20 protein-coding genes and 1 tRNA gene are annotated in these 15,948 nt (G+C 70.0%); 10 read left to right on the forward strand and 11 right to left on the reverse strand.

The window, feature by feature from the left end:
- The first annotated feature begins 129 nt into the window (after positions 1-129).
- Entirely contained in the window at positions 130-1,179 is a 1,050-nt protein-coding gene (locus OWC43_RS08245) for a class 1 fructose-bisphosphatase (protein ID WP_137831483.1), read from the forward strand.
- A 40-nt stretch (positions 1,180-1,219) separates the two neighbouring features.
- A complete protein-coding gene (locus OWC43_RS08250) occupies positions 1,220-2,080 on the forward strand; it encodes a phosphoribulokinase (RefSeq protein WP_137831484.1) in 861 nt (286 codons plus the stop codon).
- Between the two features lie 238 nt (positions 2,081-2,318).
- On the opposite strand, the gene OWC43_RS08255 is transcribed toward OWC43_RS08250, so the two are convergent.
- A tRNA-Arg gene (locus OWC43_RS08255) sits at positions 2,319-2,395 on the reverse strand.
- Between the two features lie 61 nt (positions 2,396-2,456).
- Entirely contained in the window at positions 2,457-3,140 is a 684-nt protein-coding gene (locus tag OWC43_RS08260) for a GntR family transcriptional regulator (protein ID WP_393956309.1), read from the reverse strand.
- 357 nt (positions 3,141-3,497) lie between these two features.
- Here OWC43_RS08260 and frc point away from each other — a divergent pair, with 357 nt between their 5' ends.
- The 3 genes from frc (at position 3,498) to OWC43_RS08275 (ending at position 5,574) form a co-directional block, all read left to right on the forward strand.
- The gene (gene frc / locus OWC43_RS08265) at positions 3,498-4,775 is read left to right on the forward strand and encodes a formyl-CoA transferase (protein ID WP_137831486.1); all 1,278 of its coding nucleotides are present in this window, start codon (positions 3,498-3,500) and stop codon (positions 4,773-4,775) included.
- Between the two features lie 116 nt (positions 4,776-4,891).
- Positions 4,892-5,050: a hypothetical protein gene (locus tag OWC43_RS08270; RefSeq protein WP_171015591.1), complete on the forward strand. Its 159-nt coding sequence runs from the start codon at positions 4,892-4,894 to the stop codon at positions 5,048-5,050.
- 341 nt (positions 5,051-5,391) lie between these two features.
- Positions 5,392-5,574: a hypothetical protein gene (locus OWC43_RS08275; protein ID WP_393956310.1), complete on the forward strand. Its 183-nt coding sequence runs from the start codon at positions 5,392-5,394 to the stop codon at positions 5,572-5,574.
- Here OWC43_RS08275 and OWC43_RS08280 read toward each other — a convergent pair.
- The 3 genes from OWC43_RS08280 to OWC43_RS08290 form a co-directional block, all read right to left on the reverse strand.
- On the reverse strand, positions 5,556-5,708 hold the full coding sequence (locus tag OWC43_RS08280; RefSeq protein WP_393956311.1) for a hypothetical protein: 153 nt from the start codon (positions 5,706-5,708) through the stop codon (positions 5,556-5,558). The two genes, OWC43_RS08275 and OWC43_RS08280, sit on opposite strands and share 19 nt — an antisense overlap.
- A gap of 513 nt (positions 5,709-6,221) precedes the next feature.
- A complete protein-coding gene (locus OWC43_RS08285; RefSeq protein WP_393956312.1) occupies positions 6,222-7,544 on the reverse strand; it encodes a DUF5666 domain-containing protein in 1,323 nt (440 codons plus the stop codon).
- Positions 7,541-8,416 (reverse strand): DUF6502 family protein, encoded by an 876-nt coding sequence (locus OWC43_RS08290; protein WP_393956313.1) that lies wholly within the window; start codon positions 8,414-8,416, stop codon positions 7,541-7,543. The genes OWC43_RS08285 and OWC43_RS08290 overlap by 4 nt, the downstream gene beginning before the upstream one ends.
- Before the next feature lie 142 nt (positions 8,417-8,558).
- Between OWC43_RS08290 and OWC43_RS08295 the strand changes: the two genes are divergently transcribed.
- From OWC43_RS08295 to OWC43_RS08310, 4 genes are all read left to right on the forward strand, one after another.
- The gene (locus OWC43_RS08295; protein ID WP_393956314.1) at positions 8,559-8,780 is read left to right on the forward strand and encodes a hypothetical protein; all 222 of its coding nucleotides are present in this window, start codon (positions 8,559-8,561) and stop codon (positions 8,778-8,780) included.
- Positions 8,777-8,935 carry a hypothetical protein gene (locus OWC43_RS08300; RefSeq protein ID WP_393956315.1) on the forward strand — a complete coding sequence of 53 codons (159 nt, stop codon included), beginning with the start codon at positions 8,777-8,779 and terminating at the stop codon, positions 8,933-8,935. Before OWC43_RS08295 ends, OWC43_RS08300 begins: the two co-directional genes overlap by 4 nt.
- Before the next feature lie 49 nt (positions 8,936-8,984).
- A complete protein-coding gene (locus OWC43_RS08305) occupies positions 8,985-9,722 on the forward strand; it encodes an outer membrane protein (protein WP_393956316.1) in 738 nt (245 codons plus the stop codon).
- Positions 9,723-9,928: 206 nt separating this feature from the next.
- Entirely contained in the window at positions 9,929-10,339 is a 411-nt protein-coding gene (locus OWC43_RS08310) for a hypothetical protein (protein WP_137831500.1), read from the forward strand.
- Between the two features lie 38 nt (positions 10,340-10,377).
- On the opposite strand, the gene OWC43_RS08315 is transcribed toward OWC43_RS08310, so the two are convergent.
- The 6 genes from OWC43_RS08315 to OWC43_RS08340 form a co-directional block, all read right to left on the reverse strand.
- Entirely contained in the window at positions 10,378-10,776 is a 399-nt protein-coding gene (locus OWC43_RS08315; RefSeq protein ID WP_137831491.1) for a DUF3775 domain-containing protein, read from the reverse strand.
- A gap of 497 nt (positions 10,777-11,273) precedes the next feature.
- The gene (locus OWC43_RS08320; protein ID WP_393956317.1) at positions 11,274-11,855 is read right to left on the reverse strand and encodes an NUDIX domain-containing protein; all 582 of its coding nucleotides are present in this window, start codon (positions 11,853-11,855) and stop codon (positions 11,274-11,276) included.
- 9 nt (positions 11,856-11,864) lie between these two features.
- Complete coding sequence (locus tag OWC43_RS08325) at positions 11,865-12,134, reverse strand: sulfurtransferase TusA family protein (RefSeq protein ID WP_393956318.1); 270 nt, start codon at positions 12,132-12,134, stop codon at positions 11,865-11,867.
- A gap of 77 nt (positions 12,135-12,211) precedes the next feature.
- The gene (locus OWC43_RS08330; protein ID WP_137831494.1) at positions 12,212-12,631 is read right to left on the reverse strand and encodes a hypothetical protein; all 420 of its coding nucleotides are present in this window, start codon (positions 12,629-12,631) and stop codon (positions 12,212-12,214) included.
- 148 nt (positions 12,632-12,779) lie between these two features.
- Positions 12,780-14,150 carry a glutamate--cysteine ligase gene (locus OWC43_RS08335; RefSeq protein ID WP_137831495.1) on the reverse strand — a complete coding sequence of 457 codons (1,371 nt, stop codon included), beginning with the start codon at positions 14,148-14,150 and terminating at the stop codon, positions 12,780-12,782.
- A gap of 164 nt (positions 14,151-14,314) precedes the next feature.
- The gene (locus OWC43_RS08340) at positions 14,315-15,061 is read right to left on the reverse strand and encodes a 16S rRNA (uracil(1498)-N(3))-methyltransferase (protein WP_393956319.1); all 747 of its coding nucleotides are present in this window, start codon (positions 15,059-15,061) and stop codon (positions 14,315-14,317) included.
- Positions 15,062-15,338: 277 nt separating this feature from the next.
- On the opposite strand from OWC43_RS08340, the gene OWC43_RS08345 reads away from it, so the two are divergent.
- Positions 15,339-15,944 (forward strand): hypothetical protein, encoded by a 606-nt coding sequence (locus OWC43_RS08345; RefSeq protein ID WP_393956320.1) that lies wholly within the window; start codon positions 15,339-15,341, stop codon positions 15,942-15,944.
- The last annotated feature ends 4 nt before the right edge of the window (positions 15,945-15,948 follow it).

Here is a 15,948-nt window from a genome sequence, read left to right on the forward strand (position 1 = left end):
TCATTCCCCGACTGCTTCACAGCCGCTGGCGCAGCCGCCACACCGCGGCGTATCATCGAGACGGACAAGCTGCCGGAAACGGCAGGCGCCGCCTTCGCGCGGCGGTGACGGGAGCGAGCGCACAGACCGATGACGAAGCCGACCGGGTCATCCCTCGACGAACATCTCGACGCCGAGGTCGCGCGCGACGCGAGCCTCGCCGATACCGCCGCGACGATCCGCGCGCTCGCGGCCGCCGCCATCGACGTGAGCGCGACCTGCGGGCGCGGCGCGCTCGCGGGCGATCTCGGCGCGCAGGGCGAGCACAACAGCGACGGCGACGTCCAGAAGGCGCTCGACGTCATCGCCCACAAGCGCTTCATGCAGGCGCTCGCCGAGGCGCCGGTGGCCGAGGTCGCCTCCGAGGAGGCCGACGACGTCGTGGTGCTGAACCCCGACGCGCCGCTGGCGGTGGCGATCGACCCCCTCGACGGCTCGTCCAACATCGCCGTCGGCATGGTGGTCGGCACCATCTTCGGCATCCGTCCGAAGGTGGCGGGCGGGGACGATCCCAACGCCTCGTTCAAGACGCCGGGCACCACCCAGACGGCCGCCGGCTTCGTCGTCTACGGCCCGGCCACCACCTTCGTGCTGACGCTGGGCAACGGCACCCGCATCTTCACCCTGGAGCGGGCCGAGGGCGTGTTCCGCCTCACCCATGACGCCCTGAAGGTCGTCCCGTCGGCCAACGAATACGCCATCAACGCCTCGAACGCCCGCCACTGGGATGGCCCGATCAAGGCCTTCATCGAGGATTGTCAGCGGGGCTCGGAAGGCCCGCGCGACCGCGATTTCAACATGCGCTGGACCGCGGCCCTGGTTGCCGACGCGCAGCGGGTGCTGATCCGCGGCGGGGTGTTCCTCTATCCGGGCGACAGCCGGAAGGGCTACGGCCAGGGTCGCCTGCGCCTCCTCTACGAGACCGCGCCGATGGCCTTCCTGATGGAGCAGGCGGGGGCCGCCGCCACCGACGGGCGCACCCGCGTCCTCGATCTCGTGGCGACGAAGATCCACGAGCGCTCGCCCCTGGTCTTCGGCTCGACCGAGGAAGTGGCCTGCGTGGCCACCTACTATGACGGGCGCCAGCCCGCCGCCGGCCGCTCGCCGCTGTTCGGCCAGCGCGGCCTGATGCGCAGCTAGCCGCCCCTTCGACGCGTCATCCCTTCAGTCTCGTAGCATCATGTCGGCGCGTCACCCCATCATCTCGGTCACCGGCTCCTCGGGAGCCGGCACCACCTCGGTCCGCAACACCTTCGAGCAGATCTTCCGCCGGGAAGATGTGAGCGCGGTGTATATCGAGGGCGACGGCTTCCACGCCTACGACCGCGACACGATGCGGGCGATGATGGCGCGGGAGCCGACGCTGAGCCATTTCGCCCCCCGCGCGAACCTCCTGCCGGAATTGGAGGAGGTGTTTCGGAGCTACGGCGAGAACGGCACCGGGCGCACGCGCCACTACGCCCACGACGCCCACGATGCGGCCCGCTACGGCATCCCGGAGGGCACCTTCTCCGACTGGGAGCCGTTCCAGCCCGGCTCCGACCTGCTGTTCTACGAGGGGCTGCACGGCTGCGTCGTCGACAACGCCGTGGACATCGCCCGCTACCCCGATCTCAAGATCGGCGTGGTGCCGGTGATCAACCTCGAATGGATTCAGAAGCTGCACCGGGACCGCTCGACCCGCGGCTACTCCACCGATGCCGTCACCGACGTGATCCTGCGGCGGATGCCCGATTACGTGCAGACGATCTGCCCGCAATTCTCGTGGACCGACATCAACTTCCAGCGGGTGCCGATGGTCGACACCTCGAACCCGTTCATCGCCCGCTGGATCCCCACCGCCGACGAGTCGATGGTGGTGATCCGCTTCAAGGATCCGAAGGGGATCGACTTCTCCTATCTCGTGTCGATGATCCACGACAGCTTCATGAGCCGGGCGAATTCCATCGTGATCCCCGGCGGCAAGCTCGACCTCGCCATGCAGCTGATCCTGACGCCGATCATCATGCAGCTCGTCGAACGGCGGCGGCGGCTCGCCTGACGGTCTCGCGCCGGCCGGCGCGCGAACCCAGCGCCGCGCCCGCCCCGATCAGGCTCTTGGTGCAGCAGCGCCCGTTCGCGCATGGTCCCCGCGCAGGATGCGGCCGGCCCATAGCGCCGGTCCTTGGTGCCGGGCAGTCCGGCGAGGGCTGCGGATCCGGACCGGGCGTCGCCACCGCACTTGGCCCGGCTGCACATGGAAAAACCCGCCAAGTCTCGCGACCGGCGGGTTGAATCTCTGGCGACCCCGGTAGGGCTCGAACCTACGACCTGCCGCTTAGAAGGCGGCTGCTCTATCCAGCTGAGCTACGGAGTCGGGGCGCCGGGTTCAGAAGCCACGGGAGCCGCCGCCGGTCAAGCGACGGCCCGAAAACGCGTCAGTCGAGATGGTTGCCGTAGCGCTCCACATGGGCGGCGAGGCCCAGGCCGTGCTCGCGCACGAGGCGCTCGGCGAGGTCGGCGTTGCGGGCCTCCAGCGCCTCGATGATGCGCACGTGCTCCCGGATCGATTCCGAGGCGCGGTCGCCCTGGCGCAGGGCCGTGTTGCGGATGCCGCGCACATGGACCAGCAGATTGCCGCACAGATCCTGGATCACCGCGGAGCCGCCGAGCCGGATGATCTTCTGATGGAAGCGGATATTGGCCTCCGAGTATTCGTCGAGATGGTCCGACGGGCGGCCCTCGAAGAACTCGGGGAAGGAGCGGCGCAGGCAGGCGAGATCCTCGTCGGGCGCGTTGGCGCAGGCGAGCCGGGCCGCCATGCTCTCCAGGGCCGCCCAGGCCTGGATCATGCCGACGATCTCGCGCTTGGTCTTCTTGACGACGAACACGCCGCGCCGCGGCTCGTTGCGCACGAAGCCTTCCTGCTCCAGCACCGTCAGCGCTTCGCGGATCGGCGTGCGCGAGACGCCGAGCGTCTGCGACAGGCCGCGCTCGTCGAGACGGACGTCGCCGGCCGCGCCGTAGATGTCCATGTTGGTGATGGCCGATTTCAGCGCCTCGTAGGCCAGCGTTCGCAGGCTGGTGGCGGGCACGATCGGCTTGATCGAGAGATTTTCCATCGCGTCCGATTCGACCTTGCGTCCGAGGGGATGCCGTCCGGGCGGGGAGGGCCGCGCGGGTCAAGCTTGTCGCCTCCTGATGTGGAACACAAGAAGACGATTGTCACGAGTCGCGGCGTGCTCCGGCTTGTGCGCAGCTTTGCGCCCGGCGCAGCCCCCGCCTCCGATTTGTTGACGTCTGGCATCTGGTATGCCAGAAACCACGGACGAAGTCGACAGCCGTCGCATTCGTCGGACGCGGGCCAGGGGCCTGCCAACCGGCGGCGCCAGGGGCGGACTTCGCGCAACGGTACGCGGGGCGACGCCATCGCCTCCCGGACCGGGATCGATAAGAAGCTTCTGGGAGGAGACCTCGCGATGGGCAAGGCTCTCGACGGCGTGCGCATCCTCGATTTCACGCATGTCCAGTCCGGTCCGACCTGCACGCAGCTGCTCGCGTGGTTCGGAGCCGACGTGATCAAGGTCGAGCGCCCGGGGGCGGGCGACGCGACCCGCCAGCAGCTCCAGGACATTCCCGGTGTGGACAGCCTCTATTTCACGATGCTGAACCACAACAAGCGCTCGATCACGCTGGACGCCAAAACCCCGAAGGGCAACGAGATCCTGTGGCGGCTGATCGGCGAGTGCGATGTGCTCGTGGAGAATTTCGCGCCCGGAGCCCTGGACCGGATGGGCCTGACCTGGGCCAAGCTGCAGGCCGCCAATCCCGGTTTGATCCTCGCCTCGGTCAAGGGCTTCGGTCCGGGCCGCTACCAGGATTGCAAGGTCTACGAGAACGTCGCCCAATGCGCGGGCGGCGCCGCCTCCACCACCGGCTGGCGCGACGGGCTGCCGATGGTCTCGGGCGCGCAGATCGGCGATTCCGGCACCGGCCTGCATCTGGCGCTCGGCATCGTCACCGCCCTCTACCAACGCACGCAGACCGGCAAGGGCCAGCGGGTCGACTGCGCCATGCAGGACGGGGTGCTCAACCTGTGCCGGGTGAAGCTGCGCGACCAGCAGCGCCTCGGCGAGGGCCCGCTGATGGAGTATAGCCAGTACGGCGAGGGCGTGCCCTTCGGCGATGCCGTGCCGCGGGCCGGCAACGATTCCGGTGGCGGCCAGCCCGGACGCATCCTCAAATGCAAGGGATGGGAGCAGGACCCGAACGCCTACATCTACTTCATCACGCAGGGCGCGGTCTGGGGCCCGATCTGCGACATCATCGGCGAGCCGGACTGGAAGACCGATCCGGCCTACGCGACGCCCAAGGCGCGGCTGCCGCATCTCAACGAGATCTTCACCCGCATCGAAGCCTGGACGATGAAGCACGACAAGTTCGAGGCGATGGAGATCCTCAACGCCTACGACATTCCGTGCGGCCCCATCCTGTCGATGCGCGAGATCGCCGAGGACGAGGCGCTGCGGGCCAACGGCACCGTGGTCGAAGTCGATCACCCGACCCGCGGGCGCCATCTCACCGTCGGCAACCCGATCAAGCTCTCGGAAAGCCCGACCGAGGTGACCCGCGCGCCGCTGCTCGGCGAGCATACCGACGAGATCCTGCGCGAGGTTCTGGGTTGTTCGGATGCCGAGATCGGCGAGATCTTCGGCTCGGGCGCCGTCGGTGCCGTCCACCGCATCGCCGCGGAATAAGTCCGCAATCGCCCCGCGGGGATCGTATTCGCCGCCCCGCGCCCCATATCTCGAATAACCCTCCGCGCAATCCGGTGCCTTGGGCAGTGAACTCGGGCAGCGAAGCGGAGGCTCTTATGGCGAACACGAACAACAACGGCACAGCGCAATCGGTCACGACCAAGGATTTCAACGAGCGCGTCAAGCGGACCTTGGTCGACAAGCTCGATCCGCAACCGAAGGCGAAGCCGGCTCCGCGCCGCTTCCGCACGACGGCACCCGTCGCCGCCGACTGAGCCGACCCTCGGCCGCATTGCCGAACCCGATAGCGGTCGCGTCTGTCTTCGATGACGCGGACCGCGCCGGGGGCCGGTCGACGCCGAGTTATCGTCTTAAATGAGGCCGTGACGCCGACCCGTTCACGCCAGCCTTCTCGGATCGCAGCGTGTTCTCTTAGGCTCTGTTTGGCCCCCAAAAATTCCTAAGAGCAGCCGCCTACGCGACATCAATCGGTGACCGGTTTTACGGTTGGAACTTGACTTCCCTGCCCGCTGGTATACCAGATACCAAAAGGTTGCGGAGCCTGACTCGGTCTCGGATCGGTCAGCGCCCCGACGCGGCAAGGGGAGGACCGGCGATGTCCGACGACGCTCTGGCCTATCTGGTGGAAGCCTTCGGTCACGTGACCGACGCCGAGTTGCAGCGCTTCCTCGACGCCACACCCGTCATTCCGCAACCATCGTCCGATCTTCGCGAATGCGTTTTCGCGGGCGCGATCCTGGTCGAGAGCCCCGAAGTGATTCAGGCCGCCCGGGCGTAGTTTTCGCTGGGATCGGCGGCGTCGCGGGCGGGGAGGTCCGGCTCCTGAATCGTCAGCCGGTCGGCCAAAGTCACGACGGCAAGGCACTGAAGCGCGAACAGGAAGGCGAGGGCCGCGAGCCAGGTGGCGAGCATGGGTATCTCCCGAGCAATGCTGCACTGCAGCTAAACGGAGATATGGCATGCGTTCATGGATATGAAGTACAAAATACCAGATGCCACCATGCGCTCGGTGCATGCCGATCGCCGCTGAGCCGATCGCCAATGGCCGACCCGGCGATCGGTAGGTGTCACGCGCGACCCGTCAGTTGGTCGCTCACCGCTCAATCGGCAACGGTCGATGACGATGCTCTGTACGAGAGCGACATGAAAGCTGCCGCGATTCCGAAATCGATCGGCTGGTCAGGAGCGAGTCGAAACTGACCTGCCACCAAGATCGCGCCTCGTCCGTGCTCGGGCACCGTGATGACCGATTACGGACTTCGCCCAGCCGAGGGGGAACTCGGCCCGCGCGGGTCACCACGATCGCGGTGCAACAAGGAGCGCGATCGCGAGCGTCGTTCCGCCCCGTTTCCCGTCGCGTCCGATGGGAGGGAGCCGCTTCTCACATCCGTCGCCGGGCGGATCGACGAACGAACATGGGATCGGTCAGCGGGGACCGCCCCCGCCGAAGCCGCCGGGCCCACCGCCGCCGCCGAAGCTTCCCGGCCCACCGCCGAAGCCCCCAGGGCCGCCCCTCCCGAATCCGCCGGGACGAGCGCCGCCGATCCCGGATGGGCCGTCGAACCCACCCGGAGCAGGGCTGCCGAAGCCGCCGGGGGATTGCCCAGGGGCCGGCCGCGTGTCGATCGGATAACCGCCGGGGCCGAAGCCGGGCCCGGCGCCGCCGCGGCCCGGGCCGACGCTGCCGCCGGACGGATCGCGGCCGCCGGGGCGTAGGGACGGTGCCGCGTCCCCGCCGGGGCGGCCGCCCGCCGGCCCAGGTTCCGGACGGGCGCCGCCGGGTTGGCCCGTGCCTGCCGGTCCGGTCCCCGAGCGCGGTGCGCCGTCGCCGCGCACGGCTTCGGCCCTCATCCGCCCGTCCCGGGCCAGGCCCGCCTCGACCACCGTCGGCCCGGCACCGGGCTGCGGACCCGCGCGCCCTGCCATGGTGAGGCCCGAGCCAAGGCGCGTGCCGCCGCCGCCGGGCACGACGTACCCTTCCACCGAAGCGCGGGCGAGGCCACCCGGGAACGGCCGACTGAGGTCGCGGGCCGAGGTGACGGAAAATCCTGCTCCCGTGGGCTGGCCCTCGACGAGGACGCGCCGTCCCGCGAGCCCGGTCTTGAGCCCCTCCAGCACGAGCCCGCCGATGCGCATCGTCCCATCGGCGCCGCGCCGCGCCGGCCCGGCGACCCGGTCCGGCCCGTCGGGTCTGGGCTCGATCAGGCTCGCCACGATCGCGCCGTCGCCCCGGCGCTGGCCGCTGACCGCGACCCGCGTGCCCACGGCGAAGGATGGCTGCGCTGGCAGCCCGGCGGTCGAGACCGCCTGCCCGAGCACCGTCAGGCGGCCGGGCGCGCTCGCCTCGATCGGGCCGACCACCTCGCTCGTCACCGCGATGGCCCGCGTGGTCAGTCCGCCGTCGGGACCGCGGGCGACGACACGCACGACGTGACCGATCCGGAGATCGGCAGCGCGGGCCGCGCGACCATCGATGGTCACGCGCACGTCCGGTGGGTAGGCGATCCGCAATCCGTTGACCACGATGGAGCCGAACCGACGGATCGTGCCGATCACGCCCGTCCCGCCGATGCCGCGGTCGCCGCTCGGAAGCTCGGCCTCGTCGGGGCGCGCCCCGGTGCCGCCGATGCCGCGATCCTGCGGGGCCTCGCCGCCGGTCTGGCCCCGCGCCGGTCGCTGCCATCCGAGTGCGGTGACCGCCAGCAGCGCCAGAAGCCCGCGCCGGGTCGGATGCGAGGGACGGCTCAAGGGGTGCGGCCTCGCTCGACCTGGGCCGGATCCGGTGTTTCGGCGCCGGGCGGCACCACCGCCTCGCGATAGATGTAGATGCCGAAATTCCAGCGGTGGCGGCCGCCCGCATCCTCGGCGCAGGCCGTGTGCGCCTCGGCATTGGCCTGCTTCAGCGCCTCCATGGCGATCTCCCGCGCCCGTTCCTCCAGGCGCGCGGCGAGCCCGTCGGAGAGGCCGTCGTAATGCACGGCGCGCTCGAAGAAACGGGGGGAAGGGCCCACGACGTTCTCGACCGCCGCGGCGAGGTGGTCGTGGAGGTTGCGCCCGAAATAGTAGAGCTGCGGCTCGCCCCCGCCGCGGGGCAGGTAGGCCGCCTCGAGGAGTTGCACCCGGCCCGCCTCGTCGAGCGCGGCCACGCCCCGATCGAGCCATTCGTCCAGGACCGCACGCGGACGCACGTCCTTCGTCACGCTCGCGACCAAGCTCTCGAAGGACGGTGCGCCGCCCTCCGCGGTGCGGGGCAGCGGCAGGGGACGCCCGGCCGGATCGGTGAAGTCCGGTGCGGCGAGCCAGCGGGCGATGATCCGGCTCGTCCGCGAGACCGTGGCCGGCACCGGGCTCACCGGTGCGCCCGCGCCGCGGAGGCGCCGCACCTCCTTGCGGTGGATGCCGGTGAGCAGGCTCACCCGGCTATCGGTCTGCTCCTTGCCGGATAGGGCGAAATCATACTCGGCCACGTTCACGTAGAGTTCGCGCAGCAGGTTCGTCAGGGCCGGAAACGTGATTCCGCGCTGAACCAGAAGGCGCACGAGGGGCCGCAGCAGACGGGCCACCGGCCCGTGCAAGGCGCTGCCGTCCGCGCTCGGAACAGGATCGGTCGGCTCTGACATCGGCCGAACCTACCGACTTCGATGTGGGACACAATCCCACAGGTGCGCCTCCACACGCTTGCCAACCGATTCCGCGTTGACGTGGGATTTTTGCACACGCATATTTTTGTGGTCAATTTTCCCACATACCCAGAGCGACACGATGATTGAGTTGAGACCGCGTCTCGCCTCGGGCGAGCCGCCCCTGGTGATCGGATCCGTGTCGCGCCCCCTCCGCGACGGCTCGCTGCGCCCGCTGCTTCGCGGCTTGGTGTTCCTGGCTGCGATCGGTCTGTCCGCTCTCGGGCCGCTGGCCGCCAGCATCGTCTCGGACGCGCGTCCCGACGCGGCGCGCCATGCCCGCCTCGCGGAGTTGGCCCGATGAGGTCCGTCGCCCTCACCGGAATGTCCGCCGGTGCCCGCCCCATGCCCCGCTTCGACGACCGCGAGCCCTGCGGCGGCGAGACCGTGATCGATCTCGCGCTGTGCCTGATCCTGGCCTTCGCCGTGGTCGGCCTGCTGCTCCTGGCAGCGCTCTGAGCCCCACGCCCGGGCTCCCAGAAGACGAAATCCGAAGGACATCGCGCGCATGACTCGAATCCGACGCACGACCCTCCCGACCCTGGCCGGACTTCTCTTCGCCGGCGGGGCATCCGCCGCCGATCTGCCGCCGCGCGCGGCACCCCCGCCGCCGCCGATCCCGCCGGCCTTCACCTGGACGGGCTTCTACATCGGCGCCAATGCCGGTTACGGCTTCCGCGGGGGAGCTTCGACCTACAGCGATGCCACCTACGGCAGCGTCACGGAGGCCAAGTCCGGCAACGGCTTCGTCGGCGGTGGACAGGTCGGCTACAATTATCAGTTCACGCCGGGCTCGGGCCTCGTTCTCGGTGTCGAGGCGGATTTCCAGGGCACCACGTTCGGCCGCCGCGGTGACGGTACGCTCGGCACGACGCCCTATTACGGCGTCTCGCCGAGCCTCGATTGGTTCGGCACCGTGCGCGGACGCGTCGGCTACGCCTTCGACCGCTGGCTCGTCTACGGTACCGGTGGCGTCGCCTATGGCGGCGGCAGCGCCTCGTCCTACGCCGCCGCCTATCCCTACACCCTCCCGGACACGACCCGGCTCGGATACGCCGTCGGCGGCGGCGTCGAGTACGCTCTGACCGACAAGGTGTCGGTCAAGGTCGAGGGCCTCTATGTCGATCTCGGAAAGCGCAGCCCCGGCGCCACGCTCTACGACGCGACGGTGCCCGCTTATTACGGCACCGGCCGCTCCGAATCCGGCTTCGGCCTCGTGCGCGGAGGTTTGAACTGGCGCTTCTGATCTTTCTCGCGAACGACGTCGCCATCGGGCGCTGCGACGGGGGCGACGGGTGCCGAAATGAACCAGAGCCGCGAAAAACCGTTGAAATCGCTCAGTCGGCCCCTCGGCGATGGCGAAGGCCGCGCCGTCCGGTGGCGGCGAGGGGAGCGTTTCGAACGGAGAAGACGACTTTGACCATTCCCTCATTGCACCGCGCGGCCCGGCGGATGTCCCTCGTGGCCGGGCTCTCGGCTGCCCTCGTCGGTGTTCCGCTCGCGGCGTCCGCCCAGGATCTGGCGGCGACGCAGGCTCCGGACGTCGAGCTTCCGGCCGGGCCGGATCTCGGCAAGGGCCTCGGCAAGGGTCTGCCCAAGGGTGCGCTGGTGTTCCACGGCAATTATTGCGGCCCCGGCAGTCGCGGCGCCGGCCTGCCGCCCGTCGACGCCCTCGACCGGGCGTGCATGCATCACGATGCCTGCTCACCCCCGGTCGGCCAGGGCCTGCCGTCCTGCGCCTGCAACGACCAACTGGAGCGTGAGGCGTCGCTCATCGCCCACACGCCCCGGATCCGCGACGATCTGCGCACAACCGCCGAGTTCGTCGCCGTCGGTGCCAAGGTCATGGCCTGCGAGCCCTGACGCGAAGGGCCGGACGCAGCAAGCGCCCGGCCTCCCCATCACGCCTCGGGGGTCTCCATCGCGATCCCGAGGCTGTCGAGACCTTCTTCGAGAAGGGCAGCGGCGTCCGGTGTGCCGAGCAGTTCGCGCACGGGGCTGTCGCCCGCTTCCTCGCGCTCCTTGGCCATGCGGACGGCCTCGCCCCATTCCGCCGCCTCCAGATCGCCGCGCCCGATATAGAGCAGGGCGATCAGGTTGCTCCGCTCGTCCTCGTTGAGACCGACCACCATGGAGCGGATTTCCTGCTCGGTCGCATCGTCGGTGCCGCCGACGAGCACGTCCGTGGCGCCGTCGTCGATCGGGTTCGAGCCCGAATCCGGGTCGGTCGCTCCCTCTTTCGCCTCGACCGCCCGCAGCCGCAGGATGATCTCGGTGACCTTGTCGAGGGCGATGTCCATATCCGACTCCAACTGAGGGTTCTCTCGCCGCCGCGCCCACACCATCGGGCGCGCGGTCGCGCACGCAGTGAACCCCGAAAGGCCACCTCCGGTTCGAGCTGTTGTCGCGGATGCGGCGAGGCGCGCGGCCCTCAGGCGGCGGCCTGTCGCGGGATCAGTCGCGCTTCGATGCGAGCTCTTCGGCGCGCCGATGCCACATCAGCATGAGGCCGGAGACGATGAGCCAGGGACACGCGATCCCGATGAAGAACAACATGAGCGTCTCCCAGGCGGCGGGCGCTGTTCTCAGGGGTCGCCGGCCCGGCTTCGCGCCGGAGGCGGCGACGGCCTGCTGCCCTGTTCCGCTTCGAGGATGATAGCCGGCGCTGCCCTTCCGGCAAGGCTTGCGACGGCATAAAGTCCGCGCAGCGATCCTTCGGTTTCACGGTTTGCGCTTCGGGCGTCCGTCTTCATCCCGGGGCCACGCGGCAGGACCCGGTTACACCTCCCGACGCCGATCAGCCGAACAGGTCCGGCCGTCGCAGGCGCAGGGCCAGGACGAGGGTGTAGGTCTTCATGTCGGCGAGCTGCCCCGCATCGGCCAGGGCGGCGAGGTCGGCCAGCGGCATTTCCGTGACGGTGATGCCCTCGTGTTCCTCCGCGAGGCCGCCGCCCGCGCCCGTGCGGTCGGCTTCCGTGTAGGGGCCGAGATACAGGTGCATCCGTTCGGTCGAGACGCCCGGCATGGTCCACACCGTCGCCACCGGCTCCAGGCGGCCGAGCTGCAATCCGGTTTCCTCGTAGGCTTCGCGCCGGGCACCCTCCTGGGGGTCGGCCTCATCGAGGAGACCGGCGGGCGCCTCCAGCAGCTCGGGCAGGGCGGCGGCGAAGAAGGGGGGCGTCCGGAACTGGCGGATCACCACGGCGACCCGGCGCGCCGCATCGTAGGGCAGCACGCAGACCGCCTCGCCGTGATCCTCGATTTCGCGGGTGACCTCGTGCCCGTCCGGCAGGGTGACCTCCGCGATCAGGAAGCTCGCCCAGCCGTCATGGACGGTGCGGGTTCCGCGGATTTTCGGGGGCGCGCTGGCGGGGGGCATGGCGTCTCCTCAGGTCGATGTCCCGCCTGGAGCCGGGCGGCGGATCGTGAAGCGGAAGGCGGCGCCGTCCCGCTCCTGCGCCTCGAGCAAGCCGCCTTCCTCGCGCACCGCATGGGGAATGTCGATGCCCGCGAGCGGATCGGTGCAGGTGACGACGAGCTGCCGCCCCGGTGCCAGAAGCCGCAGGGCCTTGCGTGTGCGCAGAGCGGGCAGAGGGCATTTCAGCCCGCTGAGGTCGAGGGCGATCGGGGAATCGGGGGAGGGCGGGGCGTCGGACATCGCCCTCGGCCCATAACACGGCGAAGGCCCCGCCGGCGCGTGCCGGCGGGGCCTTCGATGCTTCGGGTCCGGCGGTCTTACCAGCCGTAGCCGTATCCGCCGTAATAGCCGCCATAGGCCGGGTAGCCGTACCCGCCATAGCCCCCGTAATAGACCGGCCGGGCATAGCCATAGCCGCCATATCCGTAGGCCGGGTAGCCGTATCCGCCGTAATAGCCGTAGCGCGGGGCCGCGCTCGCCGCGAGGGCGCCGCCGATCAGGCCCAGCGCCGCGCCGGCGAACAGCGCGCCGCCGACATTGCTGCGGCGGCGATAGCCGTAGCCGCCCCCGTAATAACCCCGGCGCCAACCGACATGGTCGACATTGGTCTTGGTCCCGCCGACGAGGTCGCCCGTCAGCGCCGGCAGCGGCGCGGCCTGGACGGGGGCGGTTCCGACGACGGCCAAACCGGTGGTGGCGAGGCCGGCCAGCATCAGGGTGGTGATGCGCGACGACATGGGTACCTTCTCCTGAGATGTCACGAGCACGCTCAGGAACATTTCTTCAACCGTTGGGTTCCCTCGGGTTGAGCTTGGCCGTAGCAAGTGTGTGCTCTACCGCACAATCCGGCTCCGGTGCGGGCCCGGCACGGGATCGGCGCGGCCGTCAGAAAGTGCAGACGGTGAAGGCCGGATCCACGCATTTCGACCAGGGGCCCTCGTACTCGCCGAGCAACACCTCGGCCCGGCTGCGCCCGGCCGCGACGATGGCTTCCAGCGGCTGGAGATAGACGGCCTCGTCCCGGCCCGACGCGTCGCGGCGTGCCCGTGCCTGAAGGCCGGCGCGGGCGATGGCCAGCGCCTCCGCCGCCACCGCGCCGAGGCTGCGCCCGCCAATGCTGGCGGCGAGCCCGAGCCGAGGCACGGCGGCGCGCAGGGATTCGCGCTCGGACGCCGTCCAGCCGCGCACGAGGTCCCAGGCGGCGGCCAGCGCCCCCTCGTCGTAGAGAAGCCCGGCCCAGAGGGCCGTCTGCGCCGCGATCATCGCCGGCCCGCCGACATCGGCGCCGCGCATCTCGAGGAAGCGCTTGAGGCGCACCTCGGGGAAGACCGTGGAGGCGTGATTCGCCCAGTCCGAGACGGTGGCCCGCTCGCCGGGGAGCTGCGGCAGGCGTCCCTCGAACAGGTCGCGGAACGAGGCCCCGGAGACGTCGTGATAGGTCTCCCCGCGCTTGACGAAATACATCGGCACGTCGAGCAGCCAGTCGGCATAGGCCTCGTAGCCGAAGCCGTCCTCGAAGGCCTGGGGGAACATGCCGGTGCGGTCCGCATCGGTGTCGCGCCAGATCTCGGAGCGGCGCGAGAGGAAGCCGTTCGGTCGCCCGTCGGTGAAGGGCGAGTTGGCGAACAGGGCGGTCGCCACCGGCTGCAGGGCGAGACCGACGCGGAGTTTCCGCACCATGTCGGCCTCGGACGAGAAATCGACGTTCACCTGCACGGTGGCGGTGCGCAGCATCATGTCGAGGCCGAGCGTGCCGACCTTCGGCATGTAGCCCCGCATGATGCGGTAGCGGCTCTTCGGCATGAACGGCGTGCCCTCGCGCGTCCATTTCGGGCTCATGCCGAGATCGAGGAAGCCGATGCCCAGAGGTTCCGCCGCGCGAGCGGTCGCCGCGAGATGCTCGTCGAGTTCGGCCACGGTCGCGTGAACGTCCGGCAGCGGTGCCCCCGACAGCTCGAACTGCCCGCCGGGCTCGATCGAGATCGCGCCGCCGCCCTCGTTGCTCGCCAAGCCGATGATGGTGCCGGCATCCAGGATCGGCTCCCAGCCGGTCTCGCGGCCGAGATTGTCCAGCAGCGCCCGAATGCCGCGCTCGCCCTCGTAGGGCACGGGCGTCCGATCGGCTTTGTAGAATGGGATCTTCTCGTGTTCCGTGCCGAGCGCGAAGCGCGTCGCCGGTTTCTCGCCGTCGGCGAACCAGGCGATCAGTTCGTCCCGCGAGGTCAGCGGGGTCGTGTCGGACGTGTCGCGCGCCATGCGCTGCCTCGTCGAGCCGGTGGAGGGGCAGGCGCGAAAAAAGGCCCGATCAGAAGACCGGGCCCGCGATCGGCCGTGCCGGAGATGTCGTGTCCTTAGAGCAGGCCGCAAGCGCCGACAACGCGGGGCCGCGTCACGGGATGGGCATGACGGGAGCGCGGGTGCTAACGCGCATCTCCCAGCACCGCCTGAACCAGCGCCATGACGGCGACCGCCGCCGTGTCCGCCCGCAGGATGCGGGGGCCGAGCGAGAGCGCGACGGTGTTCGGGCGCGCGGCGATCAGGGCCCGCTCCTCTTCGTGAAAGCCCCCCTCGGGGCCGACCAGCACGGCGAGCGGCGGGGCGCCGGCGGCCGCGCCGCGCAAGGCGGCGACCGGGTCGGCGACGGGGGCGTCCTCGTCGCAGAACACCAGCAGGCGCTCGGGCTCCAGCGCGTCGAGCGCCGTGGGCAGGCGCACCGGCTCGGCGATGTCGGGGATCGCCAGGATGCCGCATTGCTCGGCGGCCTCGATCGCGTTCGCCCGCAGGCGGTCGAGCTTGATCCGCTCACCCTGGGTGAAGCGGGTGAAGACCGGGCACAGGGTGCCGGCCCCCATCTCCACGGCCTTCTGGGCCATGTAGTCGAGCCGGCCGGTCTTCAGAGGGGCGAACAGGTAATGGAGATCGGGCGGGGCGGGCTGGTGGCGGGTCCGCGCGACGATCCTCAGTTCGGCGCTCTTGCGGCCGTTGGGAACGAGGTCGGCCCGCCACTCGCCGTCGCGGCCGTTGAACAGCAGCACCGGCTCACCCTCGGACTTGCGCAGGACGGTGAGCAGGTAATTGGCCTGCGCCCGCTCTAGCGGCAGGACGCGCCCCTCCGCCAGGTCCGCCTCGACGAACAGGCGCGGCGCGGTGAAGTCGTAGAGGGCCATGCCGGCCTCCTCGCGTGACGCCCCGGCGCTGTCAATCGGCGGAGCTGATGCGAAAGAGCAACACGGCGCGTTTTTCCGCGCTTTGCCCACGGCCTCGACCGCCCGAAGGCCCGCGGCACCATTGGCGCCACATTCCCGTGCAGGAACATCCTCACGAAACATCGCAAAGCCCGATCACCGGATTCGAGGCGCGCACTGCGCCGGAATCCGGTTCGGGCGGGCGCTGCGGAAGCGGGGGCGACACCCGCCGCGGCAAGCGGGAGAAGGACCGAGCCCTATGACTGCGCTGTCTGCCACCTCATCCAAGTTCACCGCCCTCGCCGGCGCGTTCGCGACCCTGGCGCTCCTGTCCGGCCCCGCACTGGCCCAGGGCGCCTTCGGCCAGATGCCGGCGCCCTCGATGGACGCGGCCCCGGCCGAGGCGGCACCCGTTGCGCCGCCGATGAGCATGCCGATGCCCTCCGCCGCAGCGCCGGCCCAGCCCGCGCCGCAGGGCGGCACCGATTGCAGCGCCATCCAGAAGACCCTGATCGAGCGCAAGAACCTCGTCGGCAAGGCCAATGCCGCCTCGAATTCCAAGCAGAAGATGACGCCGCAGGCGGCCTGCGCCCTGTTCGGCCAGCTTCAGGCCAACGGCACCACCGGCATCAAGTGGATCACCGCCAACAAGGAATGGTGCTCGATCCCGGATTCCTTCGCCGAAGGCTTCCAGGCCGACCACAAGCGCGTGGGCGAGATCCGCACCAAGGTCTGCAACATGGCGGCCCAGGCCTCGAAGATGGAGGCCCAGGCCCGGGCCCAGGCGCAGAACGGCGGCGGTGGCGGCCTGCTCGGCGGTCCTGGCCTGAGCGGCAGCTTCAAGATGCCCCAGGGCGCGCTGTAAGCCG

Source organism: Methylorubrum sp. POS3 (assembly GCF_043352485.1).
In the GTDB taxonomy this organism is placed as follows: Bacteria; Pseudomonadota; Alphaproteobacteria; order Rhizobiales; family Beijerinckiaceae; genus Methylobacterium; species Methylobacterium suomiense.

What these genes read in the sequence shown, in the direction of transcription:
- frc (WP_137831486.1), top strand. Translation starts at nt 3,498, where the DNA reads ATGGGCAAGGCTCTCGACGGCGTGCGCATCCTCGATTTCACGCATGTC.
- OWC43_RS08320 (WP_393956317.1), bottom strand. Translation starts at nt 11,855, where the DNA reads ATGCCCCCCGCCAGCGCGCCCCCGAAAATCCGCGGAACCCGCACCGTC.
- OWC43_RS08335 (WP_137831495.1), bottom strand. Translation starts at nt 14,150, where the DNA reads ATGGCGCGCGACACGTCCGACACGACCCCGCTGACCTCGCGGGACGAA.
- OWC43_RS08315 (WP_137831491.1), bottom strand. Translation starts at nt 10,776, where the DNA reads ATGGACATCGCCCTCGACAAGGTCACCGAGATCATCCTGCGGCTGCGG.
- OWC43_RS08280 (WP_393956311.1), bottom strand. Translation starts at nt 5,708, where the DNA reads ATGCTCGCCACCTGGCTCGCGGCCCTCGCCTTCCTGTTCGCGCTTCAG.
- OWC43_RS08310 (WP_137831500.1), top strand. Translation starts at nt 9,929, where the DNA reads ATGTCCCTCGTGGCCGGGCTCTCGGCTGCCCTCGTCGGTGTTCCGCTC.
- OWC43_RS08340 (WP_393956319.1), bottom strand. Translation starts at nt 15,061, where the DNA reads ATGGCCCTCTACGACTTCACCGCGCCGCGCCTGTTCGTCGAGGCGGAC.
- OWC43_RS08325 (WP_393956318.1), bottom strand. Translation starts at nt 12,134, where the DNA reads ATGTCCGACGCCCCGCCCTCCCCCGATTCCCCGATCGCCCTCGACCTC.
- OWC43_RS08270 (WP_171015591.1), top strand. Translation starts at nt 4,892, where the DNA reads ATGGCGAACACGAACAACAACGGCACAGCGCAATCGGTCACGACCAAG.
- OWC43_RS08295 (WP_393956314.1), top strand. Translation starts at nt 8,559, where the DNA reads ATGATTGAGTTGAGACCGCGTCTCGCCTCGGGCGAGCCGCCCCTGGTG.
- OWC43_RS08290 (WP_393956313.1), bottom strand. Translation starts at nt 8,416, where the DNA reads ATGTCAGAGCCGACCGATCCTGTTCCGAGCGCGGACGGCAGCGCCTTG.
- OWC43_RS08250 (WP_137831484.1), top strand. Translation starts at nt 1,220, where the DNA reads ATGTCGGCGCGTCACCCCATCATCTCGGTCACCGGCTCCTCGGGAGCC.
- OWC43_RS08245 (WP_137831483.1), top strand. Translation starts at nt 130, where the DNA reads ATGACGAAGCCGACCGGGTCATCCCTCGACGAACATCTCGACGCCGAG.
- OWC43_RS08260 (WP_393956309.1), bottom strand. Translation starts at nt 3,140, where the DNA reads ATGGAAAATCTCTCGATCAAGCCGATCGTGCCCGCCACCAGCCTGCGA.
- OWC43_RS08305 (WP_393956316.1), top strand. Translation starts at nt 8,985, where the DNA reads ATGACTCGAATCCGACGCACGACCCTCCCGACCCTGGCCGGACTTCTC.
- OWC43_RS08275 (WP_393956310.1), top strand. Translation starts at nt 5,392, where the DNA reads ATGTCCGACGACGCTCTGGCCTATCTGGTGGAAGCCTTCGGTCACGTG.
- OWC43_RS08345 (WP_393956320.1), top strand. Translation starts at nt 15,339, where the DNA reads ATGACTGCGCTGTCTGCCACCTCATCCAAGTTCACCGCCCTCGCCGGC.
- OWC43_RS08300 (WP_393956315.1), top strand. Translation starts at nt 8,777, where the DNA reads ATGAGGTCCGTCGCCCTCACCGGAATGTCCGCCGGTGCCCGCCCCATG.
- OWC43_RS08330 (WP_137831494.1), bottom strand. Translation starts at nt 12,631, where the DNA reads ATGTCGTCGCGCATCACCACCCTGATGCTGGCCGGCCTCGCCACCACC.